This window comes from Pseudomonas sp. GW821-FHT02B10, assembly GCF_059421865.1.
The window spans coordinates 1-19776 of record NZ_JBWKVU010000017.1; the positions used below are offsets into that span (position 1 = coordinate 1).

At 66.5% G+C, this 19776-nt stretch carries 18 protein-coding genes; 11 read left to right on the top strand and 7 right to left on the bottom strand.

Annotation, left to right across the window (positions count from 1 at the left end):
• Positions 1-1234 (top strand): NAD-dependent succinate-semialdehyde dehydrogenase (locus AC07VU_RS27480; RefSeq protein WP_495030827.1); only part of this gene is annotated, 1234 nt, incomplete at its 5' end.
• 33 nt (positions 1235-1267) lie between these two features.
• Entirely contained in the window at positions 1268-2347 is a 1080-nt protein-coding gene (locus AC07VU_RS27485; protein WP_102680891.1) for a tartrate dehydrogenase, read from the top strand.
• A 299-nt stretch (positions 2348-2646) separates the two neighbouring features.
• Here AC07VU_RS27485 and AC07VU_RS27490 read toward each other — a convergent pair whose 3' ends face one another.
• The gene (locus AC07VU_RS27490) at positions 2647-3570 is read right to left on the bottom strand and encodes a 2-hydroxyacid dehydrogenase (RefSeq protein WP_277588751.1); all 924 of its coding nucleotides are present in this window, start codon (positions 3568-3570) and stop codon (positions 2647-2649) included.
• Between the two features lie 272 nt (positions 3571-3842).
• Between AC07VU_RS27490 and gabT the strand changes: the two genes are divergently transcribed.
• The 7 genes from gabT (at position 3843) to AC07VU_RS27525 (ending at position 11829) form a co-directional block, all read left to right on the top strand.
• Positions 3843-5132 carry a 4-aminobutyrate--2-oxoglutarate transaminase gene (gene gabT / locus AC07VU_RS27495; protein ID WP_495030828.1) on the top strand — a complete coding sequence of 430 codons (1290 nt, stop codon included), beginning with the start codon at positions 3843-3845 and terminating at the stop codon, positions 5130-5132.
• Positions 5133-5228: 96 nt separating this feature from the next.
• Entirely contained in the window at positions 5229-5888 is a 660-nt protein-coding gene (locus AC07VU_RS27500) for an HAD family hydrolase (RefSeq protein WP_495030829.1), read from the top strand.
• A gap of 43 nt (positions 5889-5931) precedes the next feature.
• The gene (locus AC07VU_RS27505) at positions 5932-6420 is read left to right on the top strand and encodes an Lrp/AsnC family transcriptional regulator (protein WP_009044015.1); all 489 of its coding nucleotides are present in this window, start codon (positions 5932-5934) and stop codon (positions 6418-6420) included.
• A 427-nt stretch (positions 6421-6847) separates the two neighbouring features.
• On the top strand, positions 6848-7618 hold the full coding sequence (locus AC07VU_RS27510; protein ID WP_053261319.1) for a DUF4198 domain-containing protein: 771 nt from the start codon (positions 6848-6850) through the stop codon (positions 7616-7618).
• 78 nt (positions 7619-7696) lie between these two features.
• Positions 7697-8902 carry an acetyltransferase domain-containing protein gene (locus AC07VU_RS27515; protein ID WP_274303207.1) on the top strand — a complete coding sequence of 402 codons (1206 nt, stop codon included), beginning with the start codon at positions 7697-7699 and terminating at the stop codon, positions 8900-8902.
• 80 nt (positions 8903-8982) lie between these two features.
• Positions 8983-10338 carry an OprD family porin gene (locus AC07VU_RS27520; RefSeq protein ID WP_495030830.1) on the top strand — a complete coding sequence of 452 codons (1356 nt, stop codon included), beginning with the start codon at positions 8983-8985 and terminating at the stop codon, positions 10336-10338.
• 234 nt (positions 10339-10572) lie between these two features.
• Complete coding sequence (locus AC07VU_RS27525; RefSeq protein WP_274303202.1) at positions 10573-11829, top strand: T6SS phospholipase effector Tle1-like catalytic domain-containing protein; 1257 nt, start codon at positions 10573-10575, stop codon at positions 11827-11829.
• A 14-nt stretch (positions 11830-11843) separates the two neighbouring features.
• On the opposite strand, the gene AC07VU_RS27530 is transcribed toward AC07VU_RS27525, so the two are convergent.
• The 4 genes from AC07VU_RS27530 to AC07VU_RS27545 are packed head-to-tail and all read right to left on the bottom strand — an operon-like array spanning position 11844 to position 16481.
• The gene (locus AC07VU_RS27530) at positions 11844-12296 is read right to left on the bottom strand and encodes a response regulator (protein WP_009044010.1); all 453 of its coding nucleotides are present in this window, start codon (positions 12294-12296) and stop codon (positions 11844-11846) included.
• Positions 12293-14635 carry an ATP-binding protein gene (locus AC07VU_RS27535; RefSeq protein ID WP_495030831.1) on the bottom strand — a complete coding sequence of 781 codons (2343 nt, stop codon included), beginning with the start codon at positions 14633-14635 and terminating at the stop codon, positions 12293-12295. The genes AC07VU_RS27530 and AC07VU_RS27535 overlap by 4 nt, the downstream gene beginning before the upstream one ends.
• On the bottom strand, positions 14632-15300 hold the full coding sequence (locus AC07VU_RS27540; RefSeq protein WP_495030832.1) for a response regulator: 669 nt from the start codon (positions 15298-15300) through the stop codon (positions 14632-14634). The genes AC07VU_RS27535 and AC07VU_RS27540 overlap by 4 nt, the downstream gene beginning before the upstream one ends.
• Entirely contained in the window at positions 15297-16481 is a 1185-nt protein-coding gene (locus AC07VU_RS27545) for a sensor histidine kinase (protein ID WP_495030833.1), read from the bottom strand. Before AC07VU_RS27545 ends, AC07VU_RS27540 begins: the two co-directional genes overlap by 4 nt.
• 170 nt (positions 16482-16651) lie before the next feature.
• Here AC07VU_RS27545 and AC07VU_RS27550 point away from each other — a divergent pair, with 170 nt between their 5' ends.
• Complete coding sequence (locus tag AC07VU_RS27550; RefSeq protein ID WP_274303196.1) at positions 16652-17176, top strand: SgcJ/EcaC family oxidoreductase; 525 nt, start codon at positions 16652-16654, stop codon at positions 17174-17176.
• Between the two features lie 119 nt (positions 17177-17295).
• On the opposite strand, the gene AC07VU_RS27555 is transcribed toward AC07VU_RS27550, so the two are convergent.
• Complete coding sequence (locus AC07VU_RS27555) at positions 17296-18300, bottom strand: AraC family transcriptional regulator (RefSeq protein ID WP_495030834.1); 1005 nt, start codon at positions 18298-18300, stop codon at positions 17296-17298.
• A gap of 250 nt (positions 18301-18550) precedes the next feature.
• Between AC07VU_RS27555 and AC07VU_RS27560 the strand changes: the two genes are divergently transcribed.
• Positions 18551-19318 (top strand): EAL domain-containing protein, encoded by a 768-nt coding sequence (locus tag AC07VU_RS27560; protein WP_495030835.1) that lies wholly within the window; start codon positions 18551-18553, stop codon positions 19316-19318.
• A gap of 79 nt (positions 19319-19397) precedes the next feature.
• Here the strand turns inward: AC07VU_RS27560 and AC07VU_RS27565 are convergent, their stop codons facing one another.
• Positions 19398-19703 (bottom strand): YceK/YidQ family lipoprotein, encoded by a 306-nt coding sequence (locus AC07VU_RS27565; RefSeq protein ID WP_028684074.1) that lies wholly within the window; start codon positions 19701-19703, stop codon positions 19398-19400.
• Between the last annotated feature and the right edge of the window lie 73 nt (positions 19704-19776).

A 19776-nucleotide genomic window follows, 5' to 3' on the forward strand; every position in this document is an offset into this window, starting at 1 on the left:
GGCACAGCTGCTGGAGCGCTGGTACCAGGCCATGCTCGACAACCTCGACGACCTGGCCCTGATCATGACCGCCGAACAGGGCAAGCCCGTCGCCGAAGCCCAGGGCGAAATCCGCTACGGCGCCGGGTTCGTCAAATGGTTCGCCGAGGAGGCGCGGCGCATCTGCGGCGACACCCTGCCGGCACCCGCTGGCGACCGGCGCTTGCTGACCCTCAAGCAGCCGGTGGGGGTCTGCGCGGCGATCACCCCGTGGAACTTCCCCAACGCGATGATCACCCGTAAATGCGCGCCGGCCCTGGCCGCCGGTTGCCCGATCATCGTCAAGCCTTCCGACCTGACGCCGTTGTCGGCCCTGGCCCTGGCGGTGCTGGCCGAGCGGGTGGGGATTCCGCCGGGGGTGTTCAGTGTGCTCACCGGCATGCCCGCCGGGATTGGCGAAGAGCTGACCGGCAACCCGGCGGTGCGCAAGATTTCCTTTACCGGTTCCACCGCGGTCGGCCGCCTGCTGATGCGCCAGAGCGCCGAGCACATCAAGCGCCTGAGCCTGGAACTGGGCGGCAACGCGCCGTTCGTGGTGTTCGACGATGCCGACCTGGAACAGGCGATCGCCGGGATCATGCAGAGCAAGTTCCGCAACGCCGGGCAGACCTGCGTCTGCGCCAACCGCATCCTGGTCCAGGACGGCATCTACGCACGTTTTGCCCAGCGCCTGGTGGAGGAGGTGGCCAAGCTCAAGGTCGGCAACGGTCTGGAACCGGGCGTGAGCATCGGCCCGCTGATCAATGCCGCGGCGGTGAGCAAGGTCGCCCGGCATATCGACGATGCCCTGGGCAAGGGCGCGACCCTGCTGTGCGGCGGGATTCCCCAGGGCGAAAGCCAGTTCGTGCTGCCCACGGTGCTGGGCGAGGCCAGCACCGAGATGCTCCTGGCCCACGAGGAAACCTTCGGCCCGGTGGCGCCGCTGATGCGCTTTCACGACGAGGCCGAGGCGCTGGCCATCGCCAATGCCACGCCCTACGGGCTGGGCGCCTACTACTTCACCCAGGACCTGCGCCGTTCCTGGCGTTTCGGCGAAGCGCTGGAGTTCGGCATGGTCGGCCTCAACACCGGGATCATCTCCATGGAAGTGGCGCCGTTCGGCGGCATCAAGCAATCGGGCCTGGGCCGCGAAGGCAGCAAGTACGGCCTGGACGAATACCTGGAGATCAAGGCGTTCCACATCGGCGGCCTGTGACCCGCCCGCACCGACTTCGAGGAGACATGCGACATGAGCAAGGCATTCAGGATCGCCGCCATCGCCGGCGACGGGATCGGCAAGGAAGTGTTGCCGGAAGGATTGCGGGTGCTGCGGCAGGCCGCGCACAAGTGGCGGCTGGACCTGGAGATCGAGGTGCTGGACTGGGCGCACTGCGATTACTACCTGGAGCACGGGCAGATGATGCCCGGGGACTGGTTCGAACGGCTCAAGGATTTCGACGCCATCTACTTCGGCGCCGTGGGCTGGCCGGACAAGGTGCCGGACCATATTTCCCTGTGGGGTTCGCTGCTCAAGTTCCGCCGCGACTTCGACCAGTACGTGAATATCCGCCCGGTGCGGCTGTTCCCCGGGGTGCCGTGCCCGTTGGCCGGGCGCGAGCCGGGGGACATCGATTTCGTGGTGATCCGCGAGAACACCGAGGGCGAGTATTCCTCGGTGGGCGGCAAGATGTTCGAGGGCACCGAGCATGAGTTGGTGCTGCAGGAGTCGGTGTTCACCCGGCGTGGCGTGGACCGCATTCTCCAGTACGCCTTCGACCTGGCCCAGGCCCGGCCGCGCCAGCGCCTGACCGCGGCGACCAAGTCCAACGGGATTTCCATCAGCATGCCGTACTGGGACGAGCGCACGGCGCTGATGGCCGAGCAGTACCCGCAGGTCAGCTGGGACAAGCAGCACATCGATATTCTCTGCGCACGTTTTGTCTTGCAGCCGGAGCGTTTCGATGTGGTGGTGGCCTCCAACCTGTTCGGCGACATTCTCTCCGACCTCGGCCCGGCCTGTGCCGGCACCATCGGCATCGCGCCTTCGGCCAACCTCGACCCGCAGCGGCGCTTCCCGTCGCTGTTCGAGCCGGTGCACGGCTCGGCGCCGGACATCTACGGGCGCAATATCGCCAACCCGATCGCGATGATCTGGTCCGGCGCGCTGATGCTGGATTTCCTCGGCAATGGTGAGCAGCGCTACCGCGACGCCCACGACGGCATTCTCAAGGCCATCGAACAGGTGATCGCCCAGGGCCCGATCACCCCGGACCTGGGTGGCCAGGCCTCGACCCAAGACGTCGGCGCGGCGATTGCCGAAGCCCTGTAGCCGCTGCCGCAGGCTGCGATCGGGCGCTAGCCCGCCAAGGCTGTATCCCGGATCGATCTGACGCACCGCGGCCAGTGGTTTTGCGCCGGCTGCGCCGCCGATCGCAGGCTGCGCCAGCGGCTACAGCGCTCTCGGTTTTCCTGCTGAACACCGGCCCCTGTAGCCGCTGCCGAAGGCTGCGATCGGGCGCTAGCCCGCCAAGGCTGTATCCCGGGTCGGCCTGATGCACGCGATCAGCGGTTTTGCGACGGCTGCGCCGCCGATCGCAGGCTGCGCCAGCGGCTACAGCGATCGTAGGGTCAGTAGCCCTGGGTCCGGTCGATTTGCCCGAGCATCGGTTCGCCGCGTTGGTGGCGGCGGATATTGTCCAGCAGCACGGCGAAGGCGCTTTGCGGCTGGGTCATGGCGGCGATGTGCGGGGTCAGGAGGATCTGCGGGTGATCCCAGAACGGGTGTTCGGCCGGGGCCGGTTCCTGTTGCAGGACGTCGAGCACCGCGCCGCTGAGCTGGCCGCTGGCCAGGGCGTCGAGCAGGTCCTGCTCCACCAGGTGGCCGCCACGGCCCATATTGATCAGCGCCGCGCCACGGGGTAACTGACGGAACAGCGTGCGGTCGAGTATGCCCTGGGTCTGTTCGGTCAGGGGCAGCACGCACAGCAGGATGTCGCACTGGCTGAGAAAGGCCGGCAACTGCTGGTCGCCGGCAAAGCACTGCACGCCGTCGATGCGGTGGGCGCTGCGGGCCCAGCCGGCCAGGGCGAACCCCAGCGGCCGCAGGGTGGCGAGGATCTGCTGCGCCTGTTGCCCCAGGCCCATGACCCCGACCCGGCGTTGCGCCGCCGGTTGCAGCAGGTGTGCCTGCCAGCAGCGGGCGAGCTGTTGCTGCCGGTAGCGCAGCATGTCGCGGTGCAGGCTGAGCACGGCGAAGCTGGCGTATTCGCACATGCCCCGGGTGATGCCCGGGTCCAGCAGGCGCACCACCGGCAAGTCCGGCGGCAGGCGCGCGAGGTCCAGTTGATCGACCCCGGCCGAGAGGGCGAACAGCACTTCCAGGTTAGGCAACAGGCTCAGGTCGTCCGGTGCCTGCCAGGCCGCCAGGTAGCGGATCTCCTCGGGGTTGCCAAGGTCCGGCCAGGCGCGCCATTGAATGTCCGGGGCCTGTTCGGCGAACAGCGCCCGCCAGTGTTCGCCACGCACGGGGTCAGCTTTATAGAGAAGGGCCATGGGCGGCTCCTGATCGACGGGGGATGCTTTCATGATGCCGTAACGGCAAAGCAGGATCTGTCGAAAGGCCGCGCCCGAAAGCCTTGTACAGCACGCTTCGAGGCCCTGGCCGGCAGATTCGGCGGGGCTGAAGGAATCTGCCGTTTGCCGGGGTGAAAACAGTGGATCCGGATTTCTCAGGGGCCAAGTTCGGCTAAGTCGGTTCCGTCGAAGCCTTAATCTGAAGCCATCGCAACCGCTTCCCGGTTGCCTGGCTCAGTATGAGGAACGCCATGAATAGCAAGGTCGACGAAACACCTCATTGGCTCCAGCAGCGCGATCGGTTCGTGCCGCGGGGCGTGGTCACTGCCCATCCGCTGGTCATCGACCGCGCCGAGGGCTCCCAGGTGTGGGACGTGGACGGCGAGCGCTATCTGGATTTCGTTGGCGGCATCGGCGTGTTGAACATCGGCCACAACCACCCCAGGGTAGTGGCGGCGGTGCAGGCGCAGTTGCAGAAGGTCTCCCACGCCTGCTTCCAGGTGGTGGCCTACAGACCCTACCTGGACCTGGCCCGGCGCCTGAGCCAGATGATCGGCGGCGCCGAGCCCTACAAGGCAGCGTTCTTCACCTCTGGTGCCGAGGCCGTGGAGAACGCGGTGAAGATCGCCCGCGCCCATACCCAGCGTCCGGCGGTGATCGCCTTTCGTGGCGGTTTCCATGGCCGCACCTTGCTCGGCAGCACGCTGACCGGCATGAGCCAGCCGTACAAACAGAACTTCGGCACTGCCCCCGAGGTGTTCCATACGCCGTACCCGAACGCCTATCGTGGGGTCAGCAGCGAGATGGCCCTGCAGGCATTGCAGGAATTGTTCGCCACCCAGGTCGCGCCCGAACGCGTGGCGGCGATCATCATCGAGCCGGTGCAGGGCGACGGCGGTTTCCTCGCCGCTCCGGCGGAGTTCCTCCAGGCCTTGCGCGCCCTGGCCACGCAACACGGCATCGTGTTGATCCTCGATGAAATTCAGACGGGCTTCGGTCGCACCGGCAGCTGGTTCGGCTTCCAGCACGCCGGCATCCTGCCGGACCTGGTCACCGTGGCCAAGAGCCTGGCCGGCGGCTTGCCGCTGTCCGGCGTGGTGGGCAAGGCGCAGATCATGGACGCGCCGCTGCCCGGCGGCCTTGGCGGCACCTACGGCGGCAACGCCCTGGCCTGCGCCGCGGCGCTGGCGGTGCTGGATGCCTACGAAGAGGAACAGTTGCTGGCCCGTGGCGTGGCGCTGGGCTTGCGTCTGCGCGAAGGGTTGCTGCGCCTGCAGCGGCTGTACCCGCGCATCGGCGATGTGCGCGGCAGCGGCTTCATGCTGGCGCTGGAACTGGTCAAGGACGACGCGGCGCGCAGCCCGGATGCCGAGCTGACACAGCGGCTGATCGACCAGGCGCGCCTGGGCGGATTGCTGGTGATCAAGTGCGGGGTCCACCGTAACGTCCTGCGCTTCCTGGCACCGCTGGTAACAACTCCCGAGCAGATCGACGAAGCCCTGGCGATTCTCGACGCCGCGCTGGCACGAGTCTTGAACTGAGCTGATGCCCCGGTCGGCGCCGGGCTGCCGGGCGCCACCAGTGGGCATTTTTGGAGCATGGATCGATGGAACGCATCATAGGAGGCTGTACACGCCATGGGGCTGACTGATTATCGTGCGTTGCTGATCGACTGCGACGCGGTCCTGGTGGACCGCGACTCGGGGGTCTGGGCCGCCTTGCAGCCCTTGCTCGACAGTCGCCGCGGGCAGGCGGACAAGGAACAGGTGCTGGGCGAATTCACCGAAACGGTGCGGGGCCTGTACCCGCGTTTCGCCGAGCTGGGGTTCAGCGGCCTGCTGTGTTTCGCCCATCGCCAACTGGCCGAGCGCTGGGGCCTGAAGGCGTCCTGGGAGGAGGGCATGAGCTTCGCCCGTTCGGTGCCGGGCTGGTCGCTGTTCGAGGACGCGCCGGGGGCGATGTTGTACCTGCGCAAGTTCTATCGGCTGCTGGTGCAGGGCGATCGCGATGCCGAGGACCGCGCGTTGTTGTGCGAGCGGCTGGGGATCGCCCAGGACGATTTCATCTCCCTGGCCAGCCAGTCGCTGCAGGATCGTCAGTGGCTGGCGGACAACGACCTGCGCGCCGAGGACATTCTCCAGGTGACCCGGCCGCCGGCCACGGCGACGCAAGCGACGGCGGGCCTTTGCCTGATTTGCCGCGCCGGCAGCCGCAATCCGCAACCCTGCGCCGCCGACTACTGCATCAACAGCATGGCCGACCTGGTGGCCCAGCATCAGGCGTCGTTACGGCGCTGATCTTGCTTGTCGATTGCATCCCACAGCAATCAAGAGGTAAACGATGGAAGGTTTAGTCAAACTGGACCGTATTGATATCAACATCTTGGTTGAGCTGCAAAAAGACGGACGCATGACCAATGTCAGCCTCGCCGATGCCGTGGGGTTGTCGGCCAGTCCGTGTCTGCAGCGGGTCAAGCGCCTGGAGTCGGCCGGCTACATTTCCAGCTACAAGGCGCACCTGAACCTGGCCAAGATCACCGACTCGGTCATGGTGTTCACCGAGATCACCCTGAGCGACCACAAGCGCGAAGACTTCGCCAAATTCGAGTCGAATATCCGCCTGGTGGACGAGGTGCTCGAGTGTCACCTGATCAGCGGCGGCTACGACTATCTGGTGCGGTTCATGACCCGCAGCATCCAGCATTACCAGGAGGTGGTGGAAAGCCTGCTGGACAAGAACATCGGCATCTCCAAGTACTTCAGCTACATCGTCATCAAGTCGCCGGTCCTCAAGGACGGCGTGCCCCTGCGTAAATTGTTGCGCCACTGACGCGTTCTTCTCTCAAAACGAAATGTTATCTGATAACATTTTGTCGTCTGATCAATCACCCTCACGCGCGCCCATGACCGGGCGCGCTTGCGTCTGGGCCGGCCTTTTGCCGGGCCCGTGAGTGACAGCGGGTGGCGCGCAAGGAAGCAACACCGGGCATGAAAAGCCCCGCGTGCACCCCGATCGGACAATCCACGCACCGCTGACCCCTGGATGCTTCAGCCTGGCGCACACCGCATAAATCGCTGTTTGTCCCGAGAAAACGGCAGGCGACGGGCGTGTGCCGCGGCAAATCGGAACAAAGCACAGAACAGCCTGCGCTGTAATGCCAGCCAGTGGTAGGTGCGCATCGTCTCCCCGGGAAGTTCAACGCCATCAGAGCGGGGGCGGCGATTCGTTGAATGAGAGCACAAAGGAGCGCAACACGATGCACAAGAGCACGGCAAACACATTGATAGGGCTGGGCGCGCTGATGCTGGCCGGCGGTACCCAGGCCCACCAGATCTGGTACGAGCACACGCCGGGGCAGCCCCTGACGCTGTATTACGGCGAGTACGACAAGAACATGTTGGAAGTGACCCCTGGCGGCCTCGACCGTTTTCGCCAGCTCAAGGGCTGGTCGGCGGCGAATCCTGCCCTGGGGCTGAGCCTGCAACGCCAGTCGTTCAGCGTCGGCCATCAGCCCAAGGCCGACGAAAGCCTGCTGGCGCAGGACACGCAGTATCCGATCTTCGACCTGCATGAAGGCGGCAAGACCCTCAAGACCTACTGGACGCCCGCCACCCGCTGGGTCGGCGACCTGCGCGCGCGCCAGCCGGAACTGGCGCTGGACATCGTCCCCACCGGCGTGGCCGCCGCGGGCCAGGCGCAGTTCCAGGTGTTCTATGGGCTCAAGCCGCTGGCCGCCCAGGCCGTGATCCTGGAAACCGGCTCGGGCGAAGTCTTCACCCAGACCAGCGACAAGGACGGCAAGGTCAGCTTCGCGCTGCCGTGGCAGGGCACCTACGTGGTGGCCGCCGAATACAAGGACCGCACCCCGGGCACCCGCCAGGGCCCGGACAACCAGGCCGAGGCCTACGACCTCAAGAGCTTCAGTTCCACGCTGTCGTTCCACCAGCCACAGGGCAAGCCGCCGTTGCCACGGGCGCCTTCAACGCTGCCGGCCTCGGAAGTCGCGCGTTTGAAAAAGCAATCCTGACCCCGTGTCCCGACCCCTGTGCCGAGTCGGCGACAGGGTTTTGCCCAGGTTCAACGACCTTCAACATGAGTGACTGATATGACTCTTTCTACTGGATTGGCAGGGCAGGCGGGCGTTGCGTCCCCTGCGCTGGCGGGCAGCGTGGCCAAGGCCAACACACGGATGCTGGCGATCGACGCCCTGCGTGGCTTCGTCATGCTGTGCATGCTGGTGGACCACGTGCGCGAGACCTTCCTCCTGCATCGCCAGGTCACCGACCCGATCGACGCCCTGAGCGTGACCCCGGACCTGTACTTCACCCGCATGCTCAGCGAGATCTGCGCGCCGGTGTTCATTTTCCTCACCGGCCTGTCGGCCTGGCTCTACAGCCAGAAACACAGCCTTGGGGAAACCTCGGTGTTCCTGCTCAAGCGCGGCCTGTTCCTGGTGTTCCTCGAACTGACCTTCGTGTGTTTTGCCTGGAACGCCGAGTTCCCGCCCAAGACCCTGTGGCTGCAGGTGATCTGGTGCATCGGCATCTGCATGATCGTGCTGGCCGGCCTGCTGCACTTCAAGCGCAGCTGGCTGATCGTGTTGGGGGTGGCCATCGTCGCCGGGCACAACCTGCTGGATGACGTGGTGGTGGGCCCCGAGTCGCCGTTCTTCGTGCCCTGGTCGATCCTGCACCAGCGGGTGTTCATCGACATCACCGAGTTCACCCGCGCCCGCACCACCTACCCGGTGTTGCCGTGGATCGGCGTGATCCTGCTGGGCTGGGCCATCGGCCCGTGGTTCGGCAAGGACGTGCAGCCGGCGGCGCGCATTTCGCGGCTGCTCAAGGTCGGCGTCGGCCTGCTGGTGGCCTTCGTGTTCATCCGCTACCTGAACGTCTACGGCGAGAAGCCCTGGGTGCAGACCGGCGATGCGCTGCGCACCTTCATGAGCTTCATGAGCGCCAAGAAGTACCCGCCGTCGCTGATGTTCCTGATGCCGACCCTGGGCCTGGGGCTGATCCTTCTGGCGTACTTCGAGAAGGTCCAGGCGCGCTGGTCGACCGCGCAACTGGCGATCTACGGCGGCGCGCCGATGTTCTTCTACCTGCTGCACCTGTACGTGCTCAAGGCCATGTACCTGGTGGCCGTGGCCATCTGGGGCGCCAACCAGGGCACTTACTACGGCTTCGACAACCTGTCCGGCGTCTGGCTGTGGAGCCTCATCCTCGGCGTGCTGTTGTTCTTCCCGACGCGCTGGTTCGCCGGCCTCAAGCAGCGTCGCCGCGATATCGCGATCCTCAAATACCTCTGAGTGGGATCCCGGTGGTGCGCCCGTATAGCGGCGCACTGCCTCTTATCGCCCGCCATTTATCGATTTTCGGGAGTTCCACAGTGAAGACCTTGACCCGACACACCCTGTTGTTGGCATTTTTTTGGTATTGGGGAGGCCAGAGCCTGCTCGCGCTGGCCGCGGAGCAGGACAATGCCAAGGGCTTTATCGAAGACAGCCAGTGGAGCCTGTTCAACCGCAGCCTCTACGACCGTCGCGACTATCGGCACGGTTCCTTGAGCAACGGCGCGCGCAACGCCTACAAGCCCCGCGCCGAACGCAGCGACCTGGCCGAGGAGTGGGCCTACGGCCTGATGGCCGACTACAGCTCCGGTTTCACCCAGGGCACGCTCGGCTTCGGCCTGGACGCCCATGTGTATTCCGGCTGGAAACTCGACAGCGGCGGTGGCCGGGCCGGCAAGGCGCGGTTGCTGGGGGTGGACAACGACGGCCATCCCAAGGACGAGTTCAGCCGCGGCGGCGCGGTGGCCAAGCTGCGTTTTTCTTCCACCGAACTGCGCTACGGCGAGCAGCGGGTCAAGACCCCGGTGTTCGGTTCCTCCGACAGCCGCCTGCTGCCCGAGACCGCCACCGGCTGGTTCCTCACCAGCCGCGAGCTGAGCGACACCACCCTGTACGGCGGCCACTTCAACGAAAGCACCGACCGCAACGCCACCAGCCACGACCAGGGGTTCGTGGTCAATTATTCCAATGGCCAGCAGGGCGACAGCTTCGACCTGGTCGGTGTGCGCAATACGGCAATCAAGGGCCTCAACGCCAGCCTGTTCAGCGCCCTGTACGAAGACACCTGGCGCCAGCAGTACCTCGGCGCGCTTTACAACCTTCCTTTGAGCCAGGGCCAGGACCTGACGTTCGACTTCAACCTGTACCGCACCCAGGACACCGGCAAGGCCCTGTCCGGGCGCATCGACAACACCACCTGGAGCCTGATGTCGACCTACAAGAGCGGCGCCCACAGTTTTGGCCTGGGCTACCAGAAGGTCGACGGCGACACGCCTTACGACTACGTCACCCGCGGCGCGATCCTGCTGAGCAACGCCGTGGCCCTGTCGGACTTCAACGCCCCTGAGGAAGCCTCCTGGCAGGCCCGCTACGACCTCAACATGGCCGGCTACAGCGTGCCCGGCCTGACCTTCAGCGCCCTGTACGTGCGCGGCAGCGGCATCGACGGCAGCCATATGGACCCGCGCGGCGGCTACGCCTGGCTGGGCTACGGCGAAGGCGGCAAGCACTGGGAACGTGACCTGCAGGCCAAGTACGTGGTGCAGTCCGGCCCGGCGAAAAACCTCGCCGTCACCCTGCGCCACGCCGTGCACCGCGGCAATAAAGCCCAGGCGGAGCTGGATGCCGACCAGCTGCGGCTGGCGATCGAGTATCCATTGGGCGGCAGGTTCTAGCGCCCAGGCACGGCCCGTCAGCGCCCGGCCCCTCCTTGCGGAGGGGGGGGCATGGTCCGGACATTTATTGCCCGGGCCTTTATGGCCGGGTGCCGTTAATGCTGCTATGCCTTGGAGAGCCCTTCAGGCTTTACCGCAGCAGTTGTCATGACACGGACGTAGGGTGACACCGGTCCTCGCCTGGCCGATTGGCCGCGCGGGAACCTCACTTGACTGCCATGAGGTAACCAGGTCGTGGAGAACACAAGGATCAAGGCGCGCCAGCTGATCGTCTGCATCGATGGCACCAACAACCGTTTCAGTGACGAACCGACCAACGTGGTCCGGCTGTTTCGCTCGCTACCCAAGGACAGCGAAACGCTGCTGGCCTATTACGACCAGGGCGTGGGCACCTTCGGGCTCAGCGAAACCCTGTTCGAATGGCAGAAGGTGCCGTCGCGCATCGCCGGGCTGATGTTCGGCTGGGGCATCAAGCGCAACGTGCTCAATGCCTACCGCTTCCTGATGGAGAACTACAGGGACGGCGACCAGATCTTCCTCTTCGGTTTCTCCCGCGGTTCCTACGCGGTGCGGGTGCTGGCGGCGCTGCTGCATACCATCGGCCTGCTGCCGGCCCATCAGGTCCAGTTGATGGACTTTGCCTGGTCGCTGCTGACCACTCGCCAGCGATCCGCTGATAATTCCAAACCGAATCGCCAACGGGCCATGAGTTACACCTGGTGGCGCATGAGCGCGGACAAAAAGCCGGACTTCGACTTGATGGAGGCGTTCAAGGGCAGCTTTGCCCGGAAGGTGAGCATTCACTTTCTCGGGTTGTTCGACACCGTGAGTTCGGTGGGCTGGGTGTACGACCCGCTGATTGTTCCCTACACCCGCCGGAACAAAGACGTGAAGATCATCCGCCATGCGGTGTCCCTGGACGAACGCCGCAGCTTTTTCCGCCAGAACCTCTGGACAGAGGACGAGGGCGTGAACCTCAAGCAGGTCTGGTTCGCCGGCGTGCATGCCGATATTGGCGGCGGTTACCCCGCCGGCGAATCGCAGCTGGCGTTGATTGCCTTGCGCTGGATGGTCGGCGAGTGCCTGGAAGCCGGGTTGAGCATCGATGCCGAAGCCTGTCGCGCAGAACTCTATCCACCCTCTGTGCTACAGGATCCGCTGGCCCAGGCCCACGATTCCCTGACCCGCAACTGGCTGATCGCCGAGTGGGTGCCACGCCTGGTCTGGAACTCGAAGACCCACAAGCGAGTCCGTGAGTACGGTTCGATGCCGCCGTTCGGCAAACCCAGGTCGCGGGAGATTCCCGTGCCTGGGGCCGGGCAGAAAGTCCGGGTGCATGACTCCGTGGCCGTCCGCCTGAAAGGCTCCCTGGCCGACGACCAGCCCTGGGGCAGCCAACTGACGTACCAGCCGGAAAACCTGCTGCGCATCGATGCCGCGCTGATCGAGCAGGTGGGCGACTCGCCGAGGCTGGATGAGTACAACCTCTAGGGTCGCTCGCCCATTCACTGCCGATGCCGGCGCAGCAGCTCGATCTGCTGCGCCGGCACCTGCTGGCGCAGGGCTTTGTACAGGGCGCGGGTTTCCAGCAGGTTCCAGATCCGCAGCAGGGTTTCCAGCGCGTCCAGCGGCTTGCTGATGAAGTCGCGGGCGCCCAGGGCCAGGGCGCGCAGGCGGGTGTCGCGGGTGGCGTCGGCGGTCAGCACCAGGATCGGCAGGTAATCGTGGGCCGGGATCCGCCGGTTGAGCTGTTCGAGCACGGCGAAGCCGTCGAATTCGGGCATGTGCAGGTCGAGGATCACCAGGTCCGGCTCGAAGCTGTTGAACAGCTCCAGGGTGCGCAGCGGCTGGGTGCTGCTCAGCACGTTGTGCAGGCCTTCGCGGGCCAGCAGCTGCTCCATCAGCTCGAGGTTGGGGCGCTGGTCGTCGATGATCAGGATGCGCAAATCATGGTTCATGCGGGCTCCGGTAAATGTTGCTCAAGGTGGGCGAGAAACGCCGGGATATGAATGGGCTTGGTCAGGATCGCCGTGGCCCCGGCCTGCAACAGGGCGCGGTGGGTCAGGGCGCTGGCGTCGGCGGTGATCATCACGACCGGGGTGCTGACGGTGGTCGGCGACTCCCGCAGCCGGCGCAGCACTTCCAGGCCTGTAAGGTCCGGCAGGCTGACGTCCAGCAGGATCAGTTGCGGTGCATGCTGGCGCGCCAGGTCCAGGCCCATCTGGCCCTGCATGCTCGACAGCAGGCGAATGCCCGGGCGGCGTTGCAGCAGGGTTTCGATCAGCGCCAGGCTCGACAGGTTGTCTTCGATGCACAGCACCTGGCCCCGGTATGCCCCGGCCTCGGCCCGGGCCGGCAGCACCGCCGTCGGTTGTTCCAATAGCTGTTGCTCCAGGGCCAGGGGCGCGCCGGTCGCGGCCACCTGGACAAAGGGCAGTTGCAAGGTAAAGCAGCAGCCCTGGCCCGGTGTGCTGTGCACCCGCAGGCTGCCGTCCATCATTTCCAGCAGACTCTTGCTCAGGGCCAGGCCCAGGCCGGTGCCTTCCACCCGCGGGTCGGCGCCCAGGCGTTCGAAGGGACGGAACAACTGGTCCAGGCGCTCCAGGGGAATGCCGGCGCCGGTGTCGCTGACCGCCACCTCGACCCGGGTGTCCAGGACCTTGACCGCGATCCGCACCTGGCCCCAGGGCCGGTTGTACTTGATGGCGTTGGACAACAGGTTGAGCAGCACCTGGATCAGCCGCTGGCGGTCGGCGATCACCCCGCTGTGTTCATTCAGCGCGGGCAGGGCGGCCAGCTGGATGCCGGCGTCGGTGGCCATCGGCGAGACCAGGGTCAGGGCCTCGTGCAGCACCGCGGCCAGGGCGATCGGCTCGACATTCAGCGCCAGGTGCCCGGCCTCGATGCGGGCGATGTCCAGCACCTCGTTGATCAGGGTCAGCAGGTGCTGGCCGGCGCGCAGGATATGGCCGACCTGGGGTCGCTGGCCGCTCGGCGAGTCCATGTCCAGCAGTTGCGCGAAACCGAGGATGGCGTTGAGCGGGGTACGCAGTTCGTGGCTCATGCGTGAGAGGAATTCGCTCTTGGCGCGGCTGGCGCTTTCGGCTTCCTCGCGGGCGGTGCGCAGGGCGATTTCCGCGGCGCGGCGGTCGGTGATGTCGCGGGTGATCTTGGAGAAGCCACGCAACGCGCCGCTGGCGTCGTACTGCGCGGTGATCACCACGCTGGCCCAGAAGCGGCTGCCGTCCTTGCGGCAGCGCCAGGCCTCTTCCATGTAATGGCCGTCGCGGGTGGCTTCGCGCAGGGCCATGTCCGGGTGCGCCGGGCATTCTTCCGCCAGGTAGAATAGCGAGAAGTGCCGGCCGAGGATTTCCTGTTCGCGGTAGCCCTTGATCCGCTCGGCGCCGGCGTTCCAGGTGGTGACCCGGCCCTGGGTGTCGAGGGCGAAGATCCCGTAGTCCTTGACCCCGTCGATGATCAGCCGCAAGCGTTCTTCGTTGTCGCGCAGGGCCCGCTCGCGCTCGGCCAGCAGTTGCCCGGCTTCCACCAGGCGGGTGCCGAGCTGGCCGATTTCGTCCTGCTCCGGGGCTTGCGGGCGCAACGGTTGGCCGAGGGCCAGGCGCTGGGCGTTGCCTTGCACCTGCTGCACCCGCGCGACTATGCCCTTGGACAAGAACAGCACCGCGACAATCGCTCCGAACAGACCGCAGAGCGCCGCCAGCAGCGTGGCCAGCAGCAGGCGCATGCGGGTTGCCGAGGCCGCGGCGCTGCGTTCGGCGAGCAAGCCGTCTTCGCGGATGCGCATGGCGCTGATCTGCTCGCGCAGCACGTCCAGCACCTGTTTGTTCTCGATCAGGATCGCGGTGATGCTGGCGCTGTCGTCGGGCCGGCCGTTGCGCAGGGCCACCAGGCCGTCGAGCTTGTGGCCGATCAGCGGGGCGATGGCCTTGAGGTGGTCGCGCATGCGTGCATCGCGAATGTTGCTGTCCAGCCGTTGCAGGGCGGCCTGGATCAGCGGCTGGGCACGTTCGTAGCTGGGCAGGAAGTCTTCGCGGCGGGTCAGCAGGTAGCCGCGCACGCTGGCCGCCGCTTCGGCCAGCAGGGTATGCACGGTCTGGATGTCGCCCTGCACCAGCAGCACCCGGCGCACGTCTTCCTCGGCGCGGGCGGTCTGGCGTTCGGTGATGTAGATCAGCACCAGCGACAGCAGCAGGATCACCAGCGGCAGGGAGATCACCACCAGCGCCTTGCCGCGCAGGGGCAGGTCGAGCCAGTGCCGGCTGGCCAGCAGCCTCATGGCCAGTCTCCCGCGGGCTGCGCCACCAGCCCCAGGGCGATGCCGCGCACCGCGGCCTGGGTGCGGTCCGCCGCGCCGAGCTTGCCGATCACCCGTTCCACATGGGCCTTGGCGGTGCCGGTGGTGATGCCGAGCTTTTCGCCGATCTCGCGGTTGCTGAAACCGCCGGCCACCAACCCCAGCACTTGGCGTTCGCGGGCGGTCAGGGGCGCGGCCTGGGCGCTGCCGCCGGCGTTGCGTTCGGCCATGCGCCGCAGCAACCGGGCGCTGACGCTGCTGTTGAGGGCTTCCTCGCCCTGGGCCACCCGCTGCAGGGCGCCGAGCACTTCGCCACGGCTGGCGTCCTTGAGCAGGTAGCCGACGGCGCCGGCGGCAATCGCCGCTTCCAGGTGGTCGGGGCTGTCGTCCATGGTGAAGATCACCACCTTGATCGCCGGTTGCCGCTGTTGCAGCAGGCGCGCGGCGCCCAGGCCGTTGAGCAGCGGCATGCGGATGTCGAGGATGGCGATGTCCGGTTGCAGGCGCTCGCACAGGTCGAGGGCTTCCTGGCCATCCCGGGCCTGGCCGACCACCTCGAACTCCGGGTGGCCGGCCAGCAGGGCGACAAAACCGGTGCGGGTGACTTCATGGTCGTCCGCCAGCACCAGGCGCAGGGCAGGGTTCATGGCTGTTCTCCAGCAGCGGGCAGCGGCACCCGGGCCAGCAGGCGGGTGCCGTGGCCGGGGGCGCTGTGCCAGGACAGCTCGCCACCCAGCAGGCTGGCGCGCTCCCGCATCGCCGCCAGGCCCAGGTGCTGGCTGCCGCAGCTGGACAGCGGGGTGCCCAGGGCGAAGCCGACGCCGTTGTCTGCCAGCGCCAGCGCGGCCTGGCCGTCGGCCAGTTGCAGGCTCAGTTCGACGCGGCTGGCGCGGGCATGCTTGAGGATGTTGTTGATGCCTTCCTGGGCGATGCGGAACAGGGCGATCTCGCTGGCGCCCGGCAGGCGCGCGCTGGACTGTTGCCGCCAGTGCACCTCGAGACCGGCGTCGCGCAGGCGGTCGGCTTCCTTGTCGATGGCCTTGTACAGGCCAAAGTCGTCCAGCACGTTGGGGCGCAGGCCGCCGATCAACTGCCGGCCCTCGCCGACGCAGCCCTGGGCCAGGGTCAGGATGGTCTGCAACTCGTTGTGCAGCTCCTGCGGCAATGTCGGGCAGCGCCCGGCAAACCCTTGCAGGCGCTGGTGCAGCCCGGCCAGGGTTTGCGCCAGGCCGTCGTGCAGGTCGTAGGCCACGCGCTTGCGTTCGTCTTCCTGGGCGCTGAACAGCCGGTGCACCAGTTCCGACATGGTGCGTTCCCGGGCTTGCAGGGCCTGGAGCAAGCGCTGGTTTTCCAGGTGCGCCGCCAGCAGGGTGGCCAGCAGCTGCAGGGATTCCAGGTCCTCGCTGTCGGGCGCGGCCAGGGCCACGCTGTTGGCCAGCAGCAAGGCGCCGAAGGCCTGGCCGTCGGCGCCGGGCAGGGGAATGCGCAGCACCTGGGGCAGGGCGGCATCGGTCTGCGGCAGCCATTCGGGGTGCAGGGTCGCAGACTTGGCCAGTTCGTGCAGGGCGACCAGGCGTTCGCTGCCGCCGTGCTGGGCGGTGGCCTGGGGCGGCTGGACGGCGTGCCATTCCAGCAGCAGGCCGTGGTCCATCGCCATAAAAGCACAGGCTCGTTGCAGGGCGCGCTGGCGCATGGCCGCGGGCGGCAACTGGGTCAGTTCCTGGCCGGTGTCCACCAGCAGGCGCAGGCGCGCCGCGCGGCTTTGCGCCTGGCGATACTGACTGCGAATGGCCAGGGCGCTGCCGGGGTCGTGGGTCGGGCTTTGCATGAAAAACAGGCTCCAGCGTGAAGGGCGTGCGCTCGCGAGCAGGCATTAGACCCGGTTGCCGGCTGTGGGCCTATCTGCCGAATGGCATAGGCCGCCGGCACCGGTTGGCCGATGGCGAGGCCGCAACGGGTGGGCAAAGTGGGCGCATTGAAACCCACTGGAGCCTTCCGATGAAACTGCCAACTACCGCCATTGCCCTGTTACTGGCGCTGACCGCGCCCCTGGCCCAGGCCCTGGACGCCACGCCTTATGTGTACCGCACCGTCGCCGCGCAGCCGCAAAACCAGGGCGACCGGGAGATCGCCGGCCTGTTCGATCGCTGGAACGCGGCCCTGCAAAGCGGCAGCGCAAAAAACGTAACCAGTCTTTACGCCGCCGACGCGATCCTCCAGCCGACCGTGTCGAACCAGGTGCGCACCACCCCGGCGCAGATCCAGGACTACTTCGAGCATTTCCTCGCGGGCAAGCCGGTGGGCCAGATCAACTACCGGGAAATCCGCCACCTGGGCGCGGATGCGGCCATGGACAGCGGCGTCTACACCTTCACCCTGCACGAGGCCGGTGGTGCGACCCGCCAGGTGCAGGCGCGCTACACCTTCCTCTACGAGCGCATCGACGGCCAGTGGAAGATCCTCAACCACCATTCCTCGGCCATGCCCCAGGCGCAGCCGCCATTGCAGGCCAGCCATCGCTGAAAAGGCGACCCCTTCTGTAGGAGCGAGCTTGCTCGCGATGGCGTCCCGACAGTCACGCAATCCGTTGACTGATCCACCGCTATCGCGAGCAAGCTCGCTCCTACAAGGTTCAGGCGGCTTCAGCCTTCCTGGCGATAACGCCCCGGGGTCATGCCGAACCAGCGGCGGCAGGCCTTGTGAAAGCTGCTCTGGTCGCGAAAGCCGAGCAGGGCGCCAATGTACTTGACGCTGCGCGCCGAGTTGCGCAGGAAACTGTGGGCCAGCATCAACCGCGCCTCGTCGAGCAGCGCCGAGAAGTGCATGTCTTCGTTGCCCAGGCGTCGCTGCAGGCTGCGGCTGCTGACCCCCACCAGCTGCGCGATGTGCCGCAGGTCGCTGGGCCCGCCCTGGGCCAGGCGCTCGGACAACACCCGCCTTACCCGCGCGGTCATCGAGCCGTCGAGCAGCAGCTTGAGGCGGGTTCGCGCATATTCCATGTGCAGCACATCCAGGGCCGGGTCGGCGCTGGGCAGGGCCATGGCGCAATCGCGCGGGCTGAAGCTCAGGCTGTTGTAGGGCGCGTCGAACTGCAAGTTGGCGCCCAGCAGACGCTCCAGGGCGCGGGTGTCGGGCGGGCGCGGGTAGGTGAAGCCCGCCGCCAGCGGTTGCGGCTTGTGCCCGGGCAGCAGCCAGTGCACCAGGCCCAGGGTCTGCGCCGCGCCGGCATCGATGAAGGCCCGCGGCACCAGGCCCGGTTCGAGGGCGATGTCGAAGCCGATCAGGGTGACGGCCTGGGGGCTGCGCTCCAGGCACAGGTAGAAGCCGTTGCTGACCAGCGAGTGATAGTCCACCAGGCGTTGCAGCGCGGTGTCCAGGGTGGCGCCGGACATCAGCGCGTAGCCGAGCACTTCCAGGTTGGCCGGGTGGGCCTTGGTGTACGCCAGCAGGCCGAGGTCCGGGTTGCCGCACAGGTGCACGGCGTCTTGCAGCACCGCGTAGACCAGCTCCAGCCTGACGCCCATGGGGTTTTCACAGGTCTCCTGATGGCTGCTGCCGTGGCGCTTGAGCAAGGTCTCGACCTTGACTCCGGCATCGGTCAGGACATCGGCAAGCACCCGGAAACTGGTGCCGGTCATTCTGTGCATAGTACTTCCTGGACTGGTGGCTAATTGATGTCATTGGCGCTGGCGCATGATCGCAATAAACCTCGGGCCACAGTCGAGAAAGGGCGGTGCGGTGTTTCCAAGGACAAACGAAAGGTATCCGGGAACACTTTCGAGCCGTCCGGGCAGGGGGGATCATAAATAGCAATGAGCCATTATCACGTCGGGCGCGCCGACGCATCCTGGCCAAGCCCACCCGGCGCGCTGTCGCCGCTTCGACTACGGATCTGTCATGCAAAGCGTCAAAGACTTCTATCGGGAACTGGCGCAGGGGCGACTGGCGCTGGCCTTCCAGCCGGTGGTGCGGCTGCCCGACACCAGCCGGGTGCTGTACCTGGAAGGTTTGCTGCGCCATGTCGAACAGCCCGGCAATGGCGTCTACCCGTTCGCCATGCTCGAACGCCATCAACTGATGCGCGAGCTGGACCGCAGCGTGGTGGGGGGCGTGATCGAGCGCCTGCTGGACGACGAGCACCTGCGCCTGGGCTGCAACATCTCGGCGCAGAGCGCGATCGTCGATCCGTTCTGGTCCGCCACCCTTGCGCAGTTGCGCGACGCCCCTTCAGTGGCCGCGCGGCTGGTGATCGAAATCACCGAAAGCGCCACGCCGCCGAGCACCGAGGCGGCCATCGAGTTTGTCCTGTGCCTGCGCGAGCTGGGCTGCCGGGTGGCGGTGGACGACTTCGGCGCCGGCCTCGGCACCCTGGAGTTCATCCGCCGGACCTGCCCCGACATGGTCAAGATCGACCAGGGTTACCTGCAACGCGCCCGCAGCGAACCCAACAGCGTGCCGACCCTGAAACACCTGGTGCAGCTGTGCAAGACCCTGGCGCCCTGCGTGATCATCGAAGGCATCGAGAGCGAAGCCGACCGCGCCCTGGCCACGGCCTGCGGTGGCGAATGGGGCCAGGGCTACCTGTTCGGCCGGCCACGGCTCGACCGCCTGGGCGTGCCGTGCCGGTTGCGTGGGGTGGTGGCCGAGCGAGTGGTGGCGGACTGAGCGGGAGCGGTTTGCCGGTGCTTGTCAGAGATGACGGCGGCAGTCCATTCACCCATGCCGCCAGCGACCGGCCGCGGCTTCAGTAATAAACGCCCTTGGCGTCGTAGGGCAGCAGCACGGTATCGACCGCCGCATCCACCGGCAGGCTTACCACCGCCACCAGCGGGCAGACGATGCTCATCCAGCAGTAGATAGTGGCGTAGCCGTCGTAGCCGCGGGCGTCACGCATGGTCAGCAGCTGGATATTTTGCTGGGTGCCTTTGTAGAAGTCGTAGGAAATGTATTGATTGCTGGCACGGGCCATCAGGGTGCCGCAGCCCGAGAGGGCGAGTGTGCCGAGCAGGACGAGAGCAGTGAGCGCTTTGATGATGCCATTCCTTAGCAAGCCGATTTGCGGCGCGCATCTTCGCACTGGTCGAGGCTTCAGGCCAGCCCGGGTGGCAATGGTCGGGGCGAAC

What these genes read in the sequence shown, in the direction of transcription:
- AC07VU_RS27485 (WP_102680891.1), top strand. Translation starts at nt 1,268, where the DNA reads ATGAGCAAGGCATTCAGGATCGCCGCCATCGCCGGCGACGGGATCGGC.
- AC07VU_RS27490 (WP_277588751.1), bottom strand. Translation starts at nt 3,570, where the DNA reads ATGGCCCTTCTCTATAAAGCTGACCCCGTGCGTGGCGAACACTGGCGG.
- gabT (WP_495030828.1), top strand. Translation starts at nt 3,843, where the DNA reads ATGAATAGCAAGGTCGACGAAACACCTCATTGGCTCCAGCAGCGCGAT.
- AC07VU_RS27500 (WP_495030829.1), top strand. Translation starts at nt 5,229, where the DNA reads ATGGGGCTGACTGATTATCGTGCGTTGCTGATCGACTGCGACGCGGTC.
- AC07VU_RS27505 (WP_009044015.1), top strand. Translation starts at nt 5,932, where the DNA reads ATGGAAGGTTTAGTCAAACTGGACCGTATTGATATCAACATCTTGGTT.
- AC07VU_RS27510 (WP_053261319.1), top strand. Translation starts at nt 6,848, where the DNA reads ATGCACAAGAGCACGGCAAACACATTGATAGGGCTGGGCGCGCTGATG.
- AC07VU_RS27515 (WP_274303207.1), top strand. Translation starts at nt 7,697, where the DNA reads ATGACTCTTTCTACTGGATTGGCAGGGCAGGCGGGCGTTGCGTCCCCT.
- AC07VU_RS27530 (WP_009044010.1), bottom strand. Translation starts at nt 12,296, where the DNA reads ATGAACCATGATTTGCGCATCCTGATCATCGACGACCAGCGCCCCAAC.
- AC07VU_RS27535 (WP_495030831.1), bottom strand. Translation starts at nt 14,635, where the DNA reads ATGAGGCTGCTGGCCAGCCGGCACTGGCTCGACCTGCCCCTGCGCGGC.
- AC07VU_RS27540 (WP_495030832.1), bottom strand. Translation starts at nt 15,300, where the DNA reads ATGAACCCTGCCCTGCGCCTGGTGCTGGCGGACGACCATGAAGTCACC.
- AC07VU_RS27545 (WP_495030833.1), bottom strand. Translation starts at nt 16,481, where the DNA reads ATGCAAAGCCCGACCCACGACCCCGGCAGCGCCCTGGCCATTCGCAGT.
- AC07VU_RS27550 (WP_274303196.1), top strand. Translation starts at nt 16,652, where the DNA reads ATGAAACTGCCAACTACCGCCATTGCCCTGTTACTGGCGCTGACCGCG.
- AC07VU_RS27555 (WP_495030834.1), bottom strand. Translation starts at nt 18,300, where the DNA reads ATGCACAGAATGACCGGCACCAGTTTCCGGGTGCTTGCCGATGTCCTG.
- AC07VU_RS27560 (WP_495030835.1), top strand. Translation starts at nt 18,551, where the DNA reads ATGCAAAGCGTCAAAGACTTCTATCGGGAACTGGCGCAGGGGCGACTG.